The sequence below is a fragment of the Ensifer adhaerens genome (assembly GCF_001270265.1).
GTDB classification, from domain to species: domain Bacteria; phylum Pseudomonadota; class Alphaproteobacteria; order Rhizobiales; family Rhizobiaceae; genus Ensifer; species Ensifer adhaerens_B.
The window spans coordinates 469,211-481,906 of the sequence record NZ_LGAP01000002.1; the positions used below are offsets into that span (position 1 = coordinate 469,211).

At 63.5% G+C, this 12,696-nt stretch carries 11 protein-coding genes and 2 pseudogenes; 3 read left to right on the top strand and 10 right to left on the bottom strand.

Features of this window, described 5'->3' with window-relative positions; genetic code table 11:
- Window position 1: 1 nt before the first annotated feature.
- From AC244_RS07015 to AC244_RS07025, 3 genes are read right to left on the bottom strand one after another with little or no spacing between them, the layout of a single operon-like run.
- The gene (locus AC244_RS07015) at window positions 2-337 is read right to left on the bottom strand and encodes a hypothetical protein (RefSeq protein ID WP_053248062.1); all 336 of its coding nucleotides are present in this window, start codon (window positions 335-337) and stop codon (window positions 2-4) included.
- Window positions 334-810: a GNAT family N-acetyltransferase gene (locus tag AC244_RS07020; protein ID WP_053248063.1), complete on the bottom strand. Its 477-nt coding sequence runs from the start codon at window positions 808-810 to the stop codon at window positions 334-336. Before AC244_RS07020 ends, AC244_RS07015 begins: the two co-directional genes overlap by 4 nt.
- A complete protein-coding gene (locus AC244_RS07025; RefSeq protein WP_053248410.1) occupies window positions 800-1,591 on the bottom strand; it encodes an ABC transporter ATP-binding protein in 792 nt (263 codons plus the stop codon). The genes AC244_RS07020 and AC244_RS07025 overlap by 11 nt, the downstream gene beginning before the upstream one ends.
- Before the next feature lie 121 nt (window positions 1,592-1,712).
- Here AC244_RS07025 and AC244_RS35015 point away from each other — a divergent pair.
- A pseudogene (locus AC244_RS35015) lies at window positions 1,713-2,108 on the top strand (cupin domain-containing protein); the annotation flags it as partial.
- A gap of 107 nt (window positions 2,109-2,215) precedes the next feature.
- Here the strand turns inward: AC244_RS35015 and hydA are convergent.
- Window positions 2,216-3,667, bottom strand: a pseudogene (gene hydA, locus AC244_RS07035) (dihydropyrimidinase); the annotation flags it as partial.
- An 82-nt stretch (window positions 3,668-3,749) separates the two neighbouring features.
- A complete protein-coding gene (locus AC244_RS07040) occupies window positions 3,750-5,000 on the bottom strand; it encodes a Zn-dependent hydrolase (RefSeq protein ID WP_152975870.1) in 1,251 nt (416 codons plus the stop codon).
- A 285-nt stretch (window positions 5,001-5,285) separates the two neighbouring features.
- Here AC244_RS07040 and rutR point away from each other — a divergent pair, with 285 nt between their 5' ends.
- A complete protein-coding gene (gene rutR, locus AC244_RS07045; RefSeq protein ID WP_053248411.1) occupies window positions 5,286-5,939 on the top strand; it encodes an HTH-type transcriptional regulator RutR in 654 nt (217 codons plus the stop codon).
- Between the two features lie 12 nt (window positions 5,940-5,951).
- Here rutR and AC244_RS07050 read toward each other — a convergent pair whose 3' ends face one another.
- The 4 genes from AC244_RS07050 to AC244_RS07065 form a co-directional block, all read right to left on the bottom strand.
- Entirely contained in the window at window positions 5,952-6,881 is a 930-nt protein-coding gene (locus AC244_RS07050) for a DMT family transporter (protein WP_053248066.1), read from the bottom strand.
- Window positions 6,882-7,033: 152 nt separating this feature from the next.
- Window positions 7,034-8,710 (bottom strand): adenylate/guanylate cyclase domain-containing protein, encoded by a 1,677-nt coding sequence (locus AC244_RS07055; protein ID WP_053248067.1) that lies wholly within the window; start codon window positions 8,708-8,710, stop codon window positions 7,034-7,036.
- Window positions 8,711-8,849: 139 nt separating this feature from the next.
- Window positions 8,850-9,221 (bottom strand): VOC family protein, encoded by a 372-nt coding sequence (locus AC244_RS07060; RefSeq protein ID WP_053248068.1) that lies wholly within the window; start codon window positions 9,219-9,221, stop codon window positions 8,850-8,852.
- 59 nt (window positions 9,222-9,280) lie between these two features.
- On the bottom strand, window positions 9,281-10,180 hold the full coding sequence (locus AC244_RS07065; RefSeq protein ID WP_053248412.1) for a LysR family transcriptional regulator: 900 nt from the start codon (window positions 10,178-10,180) through the stop codon (window positions 9,281-9,283).
- Between the two features lie 105 nt (window positions 10,181-10,285).
- Here AC244_RS07065 and AC244_RS07070 point away from each other — a divergent pair, with 105 nt between their 5' ends.
- Window positions 10,286-11,308 (top strand): zinc-dependent alcohol dehydrogenase family protein, encoded by a 1,023-nt coding sequence (locus AC244_RS07070; RefSeq protein WP_053248069.1) that lies wholly within the window; start codon window positions 10,286-10,288, stop codon window positions 11,306-11,308.
- Between the two features lie 57 nt (window positions 11,309-11,365).
- On the opposite strand, the gene preA is transcribed toward AC244_RS07070, so the two are convergent.
- Entirely contained in the window at window positions 11,366-12,679 is a 1,314-nt protein-coding gene (gene preA / locus AC244_RS07075) for an NAD-dependent dihydropyrimidine dehydrogenase subunit PreA (protein ID WP_053248070.1), read from the bottom strand.
- Between the last annotated feature and the right edge of the window lie 17 nt (window positions 12,680-12,696).

Below are 12,696 nucleotides of genomic sequence, written 5' to 3' on the forward strand. Positions count from 1 at the left end.
GTCATGCCTTTCCGCTTGCCGGCAGCAACATCAGGCCCATGGCGGCGATACCGAGCATGACGCCGGCCGCCTGGGTGAGGCTCAGCCTTTCGCCGAACACGGCAAAGGCGATGATGTTGACGAGAACCAATTGGACTATGGCCGACAGCGAGATCGCGAAGCCAAGGCCGCCGTCACGCATCAGCTTCACCATGATGATGTTGCCGACCATGTAGAGCCCGAGCGCCAGAACCAGCACGCCGACGTTGCTGTTGGAGACGTAGGCGCGCGAGGCCGTCGCGCCGCCGAGAAAGATGGCCGTGGCGAGCAAGAGCCAGAGGGCGTAGGCAAGGTTCATGGCCGCACCTCCGCTCCACGCCAATGGTAGAGAATGTCCGGCAGGCCTTCCTCATTGTCGCCATCGGTGCGGCGAACGGCCGAAAAGCCCTGCCGCTCGTAAAAGCGCTGGGCGTGCGTGTTGGCTTCAAAGGTCCAGAGGTTCAACTCGCTTGCGGACAGCGATTTGGCGGTCTTGAGCAGATCGCTGCCGACGCCCGTGCCGCGGCAGGCGTCGTCGACATAAAGCGCCGTCACATAATGATCGCTGGAGAGGGCCATGAAACCCGCGATCCGGTCGTCCCGCTCAGCGACGACCACCGTCCGTTCGAGAAAAACCGTCCCGACATAAAACCGCTCGACGTCGGCGTGCTCGTGTATCCGCGGCATCCACGGGGTCGCGTCGATCCAGCGATTGAGAATGTCGGCGCAGGCGCTCATGTCGGCCCGTGCTGCAGCACGGCAGATGGTCGAAGACGCCCCGCTATTCCTCATAGCTGTGCCCCGCTCTCAGGCCTTCGCGGACGCGATGGGCGACCTCGAGAAACTCAGGCGTTTCGCGAATGCCGAGCGGACGCTCGCGCGGCAGAGGCGATTCGATGATGTCGGTGACGCGGCCGGGCCGCGGGCTCATCACCACGATCTTGGTGGAGAGATAGACGGCTTCGGGAATGGAATGGGTGACGAAACAGATGGTCTTGTTGGTGCGAGCCCAGAGCTTCAGGAGCTGCTCGTTCAGGTGGTCGCGAACGATCTCGTCGAGCGCGCCGAAGGGTTCGTCCATCAAGAGAAGATCGGCGTCGAAGGCGAGCGCACGGGCGATCGAGGCACGCTGCTGCATGCCGCCCGACAGCTGCCACGGGTATTTCTTGCTGAAGCCGGCGAGGTTGACGAGTTCCAGTGTGCGGTCGATGCGCGCCTTCTGCTCCTGCCTCGAGTAGCCCATGATCTCCAGCGGCAAGGCAATGTTCTTCTCGATCGTGCGCCAGGGATAGAGGGCCGCCGCCTGGAAGACATAACCATAGGCGCGCTGGTGCCGGGCTTCTTCGGGCGTCATGCCGTTGACGGTGATCGTGCCGGAGGTCGCCTTTTCGAGATCGGCGATGACCCTCAGGAACGTCGTCTTGCCGCAGCCGGAAGGGCCGATGAAGGAAACGAAATCGCCCTTGGCGACATCGAGATTGACGCCGGTCAGCGCGTTGACCGGGCCGTCGGCGGTCTCGAAGGTCAGGCAGAGGTTCCGGGCCGAAACCACGGATGCGGTATTGGACGTCATCGGCGAATACTCATTCTGGCTTGGCTGTGTCAGACTGCTATCCGGACCGGCAACATGCAATCGCGGATTTGTAAGCGGAGCCGTTTTCTGCTGGTTTTTCAGGGAATTCTGGAGAACAGTCATGTCTCGATCATCCAATCCTGGCTGTCGCGTGGTTCGGCCCGGCGGTGGACGCGCCGGAAGGCAGGGGCTCAGCTATTTCGAGGGCATCGCCGCGGAAACCATCGGCGCGACGGGCATCTGCATGCATCTGCCCGGCGCCCGTGCCAAGGCGCATCTGCACGAGGGCCATGAGACGGCGATCTATCTGCTGTCGGGGGAAGCGCATGCCTGGTTCGGCGAGCGACTCGAGGAGCACGTCGTCGTGCGCGCCGGCGAGATGTTCTACATTCCGGCCGGCGTGCCGCATCTGCCGGCGAACCCCTCCGACGCGCCCTGTTCCGCGGCGATCGCCCGCACCGACCCCAGGGGGCAGGAAAGCGTCGTCCTCTGGCCGGAGCTCGCCGCTCTCGTGCCTGGATGGCGCGACCTGAAAGCGCGCCGAAGCGTCCCGCCGGTTCGGCGGGACATGTCCGGTGGGGCAGAGCGGTGTGAAGACGTGCAGGCCGCGAAACACCAAGGGTACACCCCGGGTGCCGGGATGCCGCTGCGCTGGACGGCGCGGGGAGCGGTGACTTCCTTCCAGGTGGAGAGCGCGGTGCTGACGGCCGGGAACGGATCGCGGCGGACGAATTCGCCATGGCCCTCGCGGGTCTTGATCGTGCTTTCCTCGATGGCGACGACGCCGCGCGTCAGCGTGTAACGCGGCAGGCCCTTCACCTCCTTGCCCTCGAAGACGTTGTAGTCGATCGCCGATTGCTGGGTCTTGGCGGAGATGGTCTTCGTGCGCTTCGGATCCCAGACGACGAGGTCGGCATCGGCGCCGACGAGAATGGCGCCCTTCTTCGGGTAGATGTTGAGGATCTTGGCGATGTTGGTCGAGGTGACGGCCACGAACTCGTTCATGGTGATGCGGCCGGTGTTGACGCCGTGGGTCCACAGCATCGGCATGCGGTCTTCGAGCCCGCCGGTGCCATTGGGGATCTTGGTGAAGTCGCCGATGCCAGAGCGCTTCTGCGCGCTCGTAAAGGCGCAATGATCAGTCGCGACCACCTGCAGCGAACCGGATGCAAGGCCTGCCCAGAGACTGTCCTGATGCAGCTTGTTGCGGAACGGCGGTGACATCACGCGGCGGGCGGCGTGGTCCCAGTCCTTGTTGAAATACTCGGTTTCGTCGAGCGTCAGGTGCTGGATCAGCGGCTCGCCGAAGACGCGCATGCCCTTGGCGCGGGCGCGGCGGATCGCTTCATGTGCCTGTTCGCAGGAAGTGTGGACGATGTAGACGGGGCTGCCGGCCATGTCGGCGATCATGATCGCGCGGTTGGTGGCCTCGCCCTCGACTTCGGCCGGTCGCGAATAGGCATGGGCTTCCGGCCCGTTGTTGCCTTCAGCCAGCAGCTTTGCCTGCAGTTGGGCGACCACGTCGCCGTTTTCCGCATGGACGAGCGGCAGCGCGCCAAGTGCGGCGCAGCGCTGGAAGGACGAGAACATCTCGTCGTCGTCGACCATCAGCGCGCCCTTGTAGGCCATGAAGTGCTTGAAGGTGTTGATGCCCTTGTCTTTGACGATGGTCTCCATCTCGTTGAAGACCTGCTCGCTCCACCAGGTGATCGCCATGTGGAAGGAATAGTCGCAATTGGCGCGCGTCGACTTGTTGTCCCACATGATCAGGGCTTCGAGCAGCGACTGGTTGGGCGAGGGCAGCGCGAAGTCGACCACCATCGTCGTGCCGCCGGCAAGGGCCGCGCGCGTGCCGCTTTCGAAATCGTCGGAGGAATAGGTGCCCATGAAGGGCATTTCGAGATGCGTGTGCGGGTCGATGCCGCCGGGCATGACGAAACAGCCGCTGGCGTCGAGCGTCTCGTCGCCGGAAAGATTGGGTCCGATCTCGACGATCTTGCCGCCTTCGATCTTCACATCCGCCTTGTAGGTCAGGTCGGCCGTGACGATGGTTCCACCCTTGATGACAGTGCTCATTGCTTTTCATCCTCGCGATTGTGCTTCCGGTGGCCCGGGGGCCGCCACGAAAAAGGGCGGAACTTTCGTCCCGCCCGCAAACTCATTCGACGATTTCGGCCGTTTCGACGACGGCGTGGAAGAGGACGTCGGCGCCGGCGCCAGCCCACTCCTTGGAGATGTCCTCCGCCTCGTTGTGGCTGAGGCCCCCGACGCAGGGGCACATGACCATCGTCGTCGGCGCGACCTTGGCGGCCCAGCAGGCATCGTGGCCGGCGCCCGAAATGATGTTCATGTGGCTGTAGCCGAGCCTTTCGGCGGCGTTGCGCACGGCGGTGACGAGTTTCGGATCGAAGGTCACCGGCTCGAAGTGGCCGATGGCCTCGACGGAGCAGCCGACGCCCAGGGCGTCGGCGATGCCCGGCGCTTCGGCCTCGATCTTGGCGCGCATGCGGTCTAGTTTCGCCTTGTCGGGCGAGCGGATATCGACGGTGAAGACCACCTTGCCCGGCAACACGTTGCGCGAGTTGGGCGAGAAGACCACCTGGCCGACGCCGCCAACGGCGCCCGGCTGGTTTTCCATCGCCACACCCTGAACCATCTCGATGATGCGGGACATGGCAAGGCCGGCGTTGACGCGCATGTTCATCGGGGTCGAGCCGGTATGCGCCTCGCGCCCGGTCAGCGTGAACTCCAGCCACCACAGGCCCTGACAGTGAGTGACGACGCCGATGTCCTTGTTTTCAGCTTCGAGGATCGGGCCCTGCTCGATGTGATATTCGAAATAGGCGTGCATCCTGCGGGCGCCGACCTCCTCGTCGCCGACCCAGCCGATGCGCTTCAGTTCGTCGCCGAATGTCTTTCCTTCCGGATCCTTGCGGCCATAGGCAAATTCCTGGCTGTGGACGCCGGCAAAGACGCCGGAGGCGAGCATCGCCGGCGCAAAGCGTGCGCCTTCCTCGTTCGTCCAGTTGGTGACGACAACAGGGTGCTTGGTCTTGATGCCGAGGTCGTTCATCGAGCGCACGACCTCGAGGCCGGAGAGCACGCCGAGCACGCCGTCGAACTTGCCGCCGGTTGGCTGCGTGTCGAGATGCGAGCCGACATAGACGGGCAGGGCATCCGGGTCGGTGCCGGCGCGGGTGAAGAACATGTTACCCATACTGTCGACGCCCATGGTGAGGCCCGCCTTCTCGCACCAGGACTCGAACAACCGGCGCCCCTCGGCGTCCGCGTCGGTCAGTGTCTGGCGGTTGTTGCCGCCGGCGACACCAGGGCCGATCTTGGCCATTTCCATAAGTGAATCCCACAGGCGGTCGGCATTGACGCGCATGTTCTCGCCAGGTGCAGCCACGGCGGTCTCCTCATTCTTTTCGGCGGCACCTTGGGTGGTGCATGCCCTCACGTTCCCTTGGTCAAATCCAGGCTTGGTTTTTTCTGGTGCCCTTCGATCAGTCGTTGCCTTTGCTGGCGAACTGACTGATAATTTGACCGGTTGGTAAACATTACAACTTCCGTTGCGGCACTCAAGCCGGAAAAACAAAAAAACGAAGTTGTTGCCCGAAAAGATGGCGGCGCCGAAATTTGGGCAGAGACCGTCTGCGCGGATTGTCACGCGCAGGCACCGGCAGGGGACGAAATGGTACTTCCGAGAGCGGCCAAGACCCAGAGGCGTACACGCATCCAGGAGGAGAAGGAAGAGCGCATCCTTGAGGCGGCGCTGGAGGTGTTTTCGGCCCACGGCTTTCGCGGTGCGACGGTCGATCAGATCGCCGATGTGGCCGGCATGTCGAAGCCGAACCTGCTCTATTATTTCCGCACCAAGGAAGCGATGCACCGGGCGCTGATCGACCGCGTGCTGGATACCTGGCTCGACCCGTTGCGCGCCTTCGATGCCGAGGGAAACCCGGTTGCCGAAATCCGCAGCTACATCAGGCGGAAGCTGGAGATGGCGCGGGATTTTCCGCGCGAAAGCCGGCTCTTCGCCAATGAGGTCCTGCAAGGCGCGCCGCATATCGAAGACGAACTCAAGGGGCCGCTGAAGGAACTTGTCGACGAGAAGGCGGAGGTCATCCGCGCCTGGACGAAAGCCGGCAAGATCGCCAAATGCGACCCCTACCATCTGATCTTTGCGATCTGGTCGACGACGCAGCATTATGCCGACTTCGACGTCCAGGTCAGGGCCGTGCTTGGGCAAGGCAATTCCGGCGAGGGGCGGTTCGAGGACGCGGCGCGTTTTCTCGAACGCCTGTTCGTCGACGGGCTGCAGGTGAGCGAACAGCCGATCTCCTGAACGCTGTCGCGATCAGTCGGGCAGCAACGCCATCAGCGCCAGCCCGCAGGCCGTCGTCAGCGCGCCGGCGAGAACCGGCAGGCTGACCCAGCCGTGGCCGAGAATACCTTCAAGCAGAATGATGAAGCTGGGCGTCAGATAGCCGTAGCCGAGCACCTTGGACGACGGCAGGCGTAGGGACGCATATTGCAGCAGCAGGAAGGTGATCGCTGTCGTCACGATGGCGAGATAGACGACGGCAATCCACACGATCGCCGGCAGGCTCGTGAAGTCGGTGGTGGCAAGACCGGCGGCGCCGGGAACCAGGAGCCATGGCACGGTGAAGGCGGCGATCCAGAAGCCGAAGGCGAAGGGGTTCTCCTTGCGGTCGAACTTGCGGATGAGCGGCACGTAGATCGCGTGACAGATGACGCCGACGAAGAAGATCAGCTCGCCCTGGCCGATATCGAAGGCGAGGATCGCCTGGATATTGGCGCGAAAAATCACCCAGACGGCGCCAAGCGCTGCGATGATCAGGCCCGCGAGCACGCCTGGGCGGGTGTGCTGGCCGAGCAGCAGAAAGGCAAAGCCCGCGCTCAAAAGCGGCATCAGCGTGAAGACCGCGCCCGTCGATACCGGGTCGGTAAACTCCAGAGCCTTGAACATCGTCAGCATGTAGACGGCGATCAGCCCGCCGAGGATGAGGAAGCGCCACAACTGCTTGGGAATATGAAACGGCACCCTGGCATAGCCGAAGGTCAGCACACCCAGCACAACGACGGTCAGCAGGTAGCGCCAGAGCGTCAGCGGGCCGGCTCCCATATGTTGCGCCGCCAATCCGCCGAAGGAGAAGGAACCGGCGATCAGGGCAGAAAAGGTCAGCATCGCCAGATGGGCCTTGAGCTTCTCGACGCCGGTGGCGTGGCTCTGGTGCGCCGTTTTCGGCGAGACGTCCTGTTTCATGCTTGCTTCCGGAACTGGAGGTGGCGGGGCGCACGTGCGCCCACGCACCTATAGAGCGTTTCCGATGTAAACGGAGTCACAGAAACGCCCTATCTCTCTGTTTCTACGCATTTCCTGACGGAAAACCGCTTCGCACTTTTCCTGGAAATGCTCTAAGCCGGAGCCACTGACGGTTGCAAGGCCTTGGCGATATCTCCGGCGTCCTCGACGATCCAGGTTTCGAGCGTCGCCTGACGCCCGCGAAGGCTGATGTCGAGCCGTTTGTGCGCCTCCATCACCACGCCGGCGCGGTTGACGAGTTCGGCCGAGACGGCGAGCTGGGCGTCGTGCTCCTTGGCAAGCCCTTCCAGGCGGCTTGCCGTGTTGATGGTGTCGCCGACGGCGGTCAGCGATGTTGCCTGGCCGTAGCCGATCTCACCGATGATGGCGGGGCCGGCATGCATGCCGATCGCGATCCGCAGCGGCTCGTCGAGTTCGCCGTGGAAGGTCTGGTTGAGGGCATCGATGCCCTTGGAGATGCGCACGGCGGCGGCAAGCGATTGCTGGCAGGCTTCGGTAAAGGAGTTCTTCAGGCCAAAGATGGCGAGAGCACCGTCGCCGATGAACTTGTCGATGACGCCGCCCGAGTCTTCCACCGCTTCGCCGACCATCTCGAAATAGCGGTTCAGGAGGAAGACGGTGTCGAACGGCAGCTTGTGCTCGGCGATGCTGGTAAAGCCGCGCAGGTCGCAGAAGAGCACGGCGATGCGCCGTTCACGGCCTTCGCCGTCCTGGCGCACGAGTTGCTTCTTGATGCCGATGCTGTCGGTATCGAGGATAGGAACGACGGTGACGTTGTGGATCGGGCGGAACTGGCAGGCAAGGCGGACATTGTCGGGTGCGCCGATCCGCGTCAGCGTCGTCAGCTCGGCATCTTCGGGCTCCGGTTGGCCTTCGAGGCCCTGGATCACGCGTACGCGGCAAGTGGAGCAGCGGCCGCGACCGCCGCAGACCGAGACATGCGGGATGCCGGCGGCGCGGCTTGCCTCCAGCACGCTGAAGCCGAGATTGACGGTGGCGACGCGGCCATCGGGATAACGCACGCGGATGCGGCCACCCTTGGGCAGGACACGCAAGGCGAAGGTGCCGGCGATCAGGCCGGCAAAGCCGAGATAAAGACCGAGCCGGATATTTTCGAGCAGGTCGACATCGTAGGGCGGCTTGGCTACCGCGCTGTCGCCATAGCCGCCGTGCTCCGCATAGACGCGCTCGAGCGAGCGGGCGCTGCTGAAGAAGCCGAGAAGCGCGAAGATCGGCACGAGGATCGCGATCGTATAGAGCAGGATCTCGTAGCGCGGAAACCAGGTCCGTCCGCGCATCCAGAACCAGGCGCCGAGACAGCCGTGGCTCCAGGCGAGCAGGAGGGCCAGCGACTGGCGGGTGGCATTGGTCCAGCTGGACCAGAGCGCCCGCAGCATGCCGGGATAATCGGCCTCCACACCGGTCAGCAGCGGCTCGACCCGCGCGGCGGTCACGTGGCCCATCAGCAGGAAAGGCAGGCTGAGACCAAAGACGATCTTGAGCGCCTCGCGCATGGGCATGCGCAGCGTCTGGCGGCGATAGAGGCTATCGAGCGCCATGGTGAAATGCGCCAGCAGCGCACCATAGAGCAGGATCGTGCCGGGCACGCTGTGCCAGACGGCGTTGAAGACCTCGCGGCCGGCCTCCATCGCATCGATGGAAATCAGGCCGAGCGAATGATTGAGAAAATGGGCAAGGATGAACGTACCAAGCACGGCCCCGGAAATGAGGTGTATGCGCTTGCGTCTATTGGCGGAAATGATCGTCAAATAGCGAGCCCAGCTCCGCCGGCGAAACGCCGGCTTCGGTTATTTTCCCCTTTATTATCCAGATCGCATACGCCGACAACTTACCTTTTCTACACAATCTGTTTCGTTTTCGTGTCTTGCGCGTCATCTGCTGCCGGCGCTATTCGGCGGGGTTCGGCTGCCAGAGCTCGATCGGGTTGCCCTCGGGGTCGTAAAGCCTGGCGAAGCGGCCGTTCGGATAGGTTTGCGGGTCGATCGTCACCGCGATGCCCGCGGCGCGAAGTTGCTCCGTCATGGCGTCGAGATCGTCAACGCGAAAGTTCACCATCCACATCTGCTCGCTGCGGCCGAAATAGTCGGTATCGCGCTTGAACGGGGCAAAGACCGTGCTGCCGGCGCGCTGCTGCCAGCAGGTGTCGTCGTAGCTCGACGGCACAGTGTCGATGCCGAGATGGGTCTGGTACCAGGCGGCCAACCCGTCCGGATCGTCGCTGCGGAAGAAGAGCCCGCCGATGCCTGCCACTTTCTGCATGTCGATCGCCTCCCTGACTTATGCGTTGGCCACGCTCACAACGGCGGCGGCCGTTACAGTCATTCCATCATGGGCGGCAGGCGCGCGGCAAGCGTATCGATGAGCAGGCGCAGCTTTGGCGGCATATATTGGGTTTTCGGCCAAACGACATAGGTGCCGTAGGAGAGGGCGGGCGCATCGGCCAGTATGCGCACGAGCGAGCCGGAGGCGATGCGGTTGCCCACGAGCCAGCATGGCAGCCAGGCGATGCCGAAGCCGCCGGCCGCCGCATCGGCGATCGACGTCAGGTCGTCGAGCCGCAGTCGTGCCGGCGGCGTGATGGCCTGGGTCTGGCCGGCCTTCACCGGAAAGGACCAGGCGAGTGGTTGCCCGCTGCGCCGATAAAGGATCGCCTGATGCGTCATCAGGTCTTCGATCTTTTTCGGCACGCCGTTCGCCTCGATATAGGCCGGAGAGGCGCACACGATCATGCGCTGGTCGGCGATCTTGCGCGTCATCAGCTCGGGGTCGCTGCGCAGCGGGCCGCTGCGGATGGCGAGGTCGAAGCCGTCCTCGACGAGGTCGACGTTGCGGTCGCTGAAGTTGAGGTCGAATTCCAGGCGCGGATGCTGGCGCAGCAGGTCCGATAGCAGCGGCATGATGCATTGGCGGCCGAGATGCACCGGCATCGACAGGCGCAGACGTCCCTGTATTTCCTGTTTACCGGACTCCAGCAGGGCCTCACCGGCCCTGATTTCGCTGAGCGCCCTCAGGCAGTTTTCATAGAACAACTGGCCCTCGTCGGTCAGGCTCTGGGTGCGGGTGGTGCGATGAAACAGGCGAACGCCCAGCCTTTGCTCCAGCTTGGCAACCGTCTTGCCGACGGCGGACCGCGACAGGTTGAGCCTTTCGGCGGCTGCCGAAAAGCCGCCCGCGTCGGCCGCTTCCACGAACACCGAAACGCCGTTCAGGTAGCTCATTTTGTATCCTTCATGGAACCAATATGGCGAAATCATATCGCAACTGGAGAGATAATTTCAACGCTATGCTTCCTTCATCAGATCAATCCGATGAAAGGAAAGACCATGGCAAGACTGATGAAGGAATGGACCATCGATGAATTCGGCGCTCGGAACCTGAAGCTCACGGAGCGGCCCGTTCCGCAGGCGGGGCCGGGCGAGGTGCTGGTCCGCACGACCGCCGTGTCGCTCAACTTTCGCGACAAGCTGGTGCTGGAAAACGGCATGGGCATGCCGCTCGCCTTTCCCTTCGTGCCGGGTTCCGACATGGCGGGCGTGGTCGAAGCGGTCGGCAGCGATGTGTCGCGCTTTCGAGCCGGCGATCGTGTCATTTCCGTCTTCGACCCCTCATGGATCGACGGTCAAAAACCGGGGACTGCCCGCCGGCCAACGTCGTTTGCGCTAGGCGGTCTCAACCCGGGTGTCGCTTCCGAATATGTCGCATTCCCGCAAGACTGGTTCGTGCATGCGCCGAAGAGCCTCGACGACGGGGAGGCGAGCACGTTGCCCTGCGCCGGTGTGACCGCCTGGTTTGCGCTGGTCGAAAAGGGACGCCCGAAGGCTGGCGACCGCGTCGTCGTGCAGGGGACGGGCGGTGTTTCGCTGTTCGGGCTGCAGATCGCCAAGGCGCATGGGGCCGAAGTCATCGTGACGTCGGCAAGCCGGGACAAGCTCAAACGCGCCCTCGAACTCGGCGCCGACCATGGCATCGATCGCGCGAACGAAGACTGGGTGGAACGTGTTCTTGAGATCACCGGCGATCACGGCGCCGATCATATCCTGGAGCTCGCCGGTGGCGCCAATCTCGGCCGGTCGCTGCAGGCGGTGGCGGTGCAGGGCCGGATCTCGGTCATCGGGGTGCTCGAAGGCGCCGAGCTCTCGGCACCGGTGTCGTCGGTGCTGTTGAAGTCGCCTGTCATTCAGGGCATCGGCGTTGGCCATCGCCGGGCGCTGGAGGATCTGGTGGCGGCTGTCGATCAGACCGGTCTGAAGCCTGTGGTCGATGCGCGCTACCGGTTTGCGGATTTCCGCGAGGCACTGGCGCATCTCGATCGCGGTGCCTTCGGCAAGGTGGTTGTCGAGGTCTGATCGGGCATGATTTCGAAACGCCGCCGCCGGACAAAAATCCGGCGGCGTCGGTTTTGGTTATTCCGCGGCCTGGCGGGCCATCGGGTTGTTGGGATGCGTCGTCCAGTTGGCATAGTTCGGATCGACCGGCTTGCCGGTGCGCTGGTCCATGGCTCCGGCCGGCAGCTCTTCCATGGTGATGCAGTTCTCGACGGGACAGACGCTGACGCAGAGATTGCAGCCGACGCACTCGTCGTCCATTACCTCGAAGTGGCGCACGCCGTTGACGAACTGGGTGATCGCCTGGTGAGAGGTGTCTTCGCAGACGATGTGACAGCGGCCGCATTTGATGCAGGAATCCTGATCGATCTTGGCCTTGGCGATGTAGTTGAGGTTGAGATACTGCCAGTCGGTGACATTCGGCACGGCGCGGCCGGTGATGTCGTCGAGGTCGCGGTGACCCTTGGCATCCATCCAGTCCGAAAGGCCGGAGATCATTTCCTGGACGATCTTGAAGCCGTAGGTCATCGCCGCGGTGCAGACCTGCACGTTGCCGGCGCCAAGCACCAGGAACTCGGCCGCATCGCGCCAGGTGGTGATGCCACCGATGCCGGAGATCGGCAGGCCGGAGGTTTCGGGATCGCGGGCGATTTCGGCGACCATGTTGAGCGCGATCGGCTTGACCGCCGGGCCGCAATAGCCGCCATGGGTGCCCTTGCCGCCGACCGTCGGGTTCGGGGCGAAGTTGTCGAGATCGACGGAGACGATCGAGTTGATCGTGTTGATCAGCGACACGGCGTCGGTGCCGCCGGCCTTGGCGGCGCGCGCCGGCTTGCGGATGTCGGTGATATTCGGCGTCAGCTTGGTGATGACAGGCATACGCGTGTATTGCTTGCACCAACGCACGACCATTTCGATGTATTCCGGCACCTGGCCGACCGCAGCACCCATGCCGCGTTCGGACATGCCGTGCGGACAGCCGAAGTTGAGCTCGATGCCGTCGGCGCCGGTTTCTTCCACCAGCGGCAGGATCGCCTTCCACGCCTCTTCCTCGCAGGGCACCATGATCGAGGCGATCAGGGCCCGGTCCGGCCAGTTCATCTTGACCTGCTTCATTTCCCGCAGGTTCACATAAAGGTCGCGGTCGGTGATGAGCTCGATATTGTTGAAGCCCAGCAGCCGGCGGTCGGCACCCCAGATTGCGCCGTAGCGCGGCCCGTTGACGTTGACGACAGGCGGTCCTTCCTCGCCGAGCGTCTTCCAGACGACGCCGCCCCAGCCCGCCTTGAAGGCGCGCTCGACGTTATAGGCCTTGTCCGTCGGCGGCGCGGACGCCAGCCAGAACGGGTTCGGGGATTTGATGCCGACAAAATTGTTGCGAAGATCAGCCATTGTTCCGTCCTCCCGAT

Coding starts and splice junctions, on each gene's coding strand:
- AC244_RS07020 (WP_053248063.1), bottom strand. CDS start 810: ATGAGGAATAGCGGGGCGTCTTCGACCATCTGCCGTGCTGCAGCACGG.
- AC244_RS07025 (WP_053248410.1), bottom strand. CDS start 1,591: ATGACGTCCAATACCGCATCCGTGGTTTCGGCCCGGAACCTCTGCCTG.
- rutR (WP_053248411.1), top strand. CDS start 5,286: ATGGTACTTCCGAGAGCGGCCAAGACCCAGAGGCGTACACGCATCCAG.
- preA (WP_053248070.1), bottom strand. CDS start 12,679: ATGGCTGATCTTCGCAACAATTTTGTCGGCATCAAATCCCCGAACCCG.
- AC244_RS07050 (WP_053248066.1), bottom strand. CDS start 6,881: ATGAAACAGGACGTCTCGCCGAAAACGGCGCACCAGAGCCACGCCACC.
- AC244_RS07065 (WP_053248412.1), bottom strand. CDS start 10,180: ATGAGCTACCTGAACGGCGTTTCGGTGTTCGTGGAAGCGGCCGACGCG.
- AC244_RS07060 (WP_053248068.1), bottom strand. CDS start 9,221: ATGCAGAAAGTGGCAGGCATCGGCGGGCTCTTCTTCCGCAGCGACGAT.
- AC244_RS07015 (WP_053248062.1), bottom strand. CDS start 337: ATGAACCTTGCCTACGCCCTCTGGCTCTTGCTCGCCACGGCCATCTTT.
- AC244_RS07070 (WP_053248069.1), top strand. CDS start 10,286: ATGGCAAGACTGATGAAGGAATGGACCATCGATGAATTCGGCGCTCGG.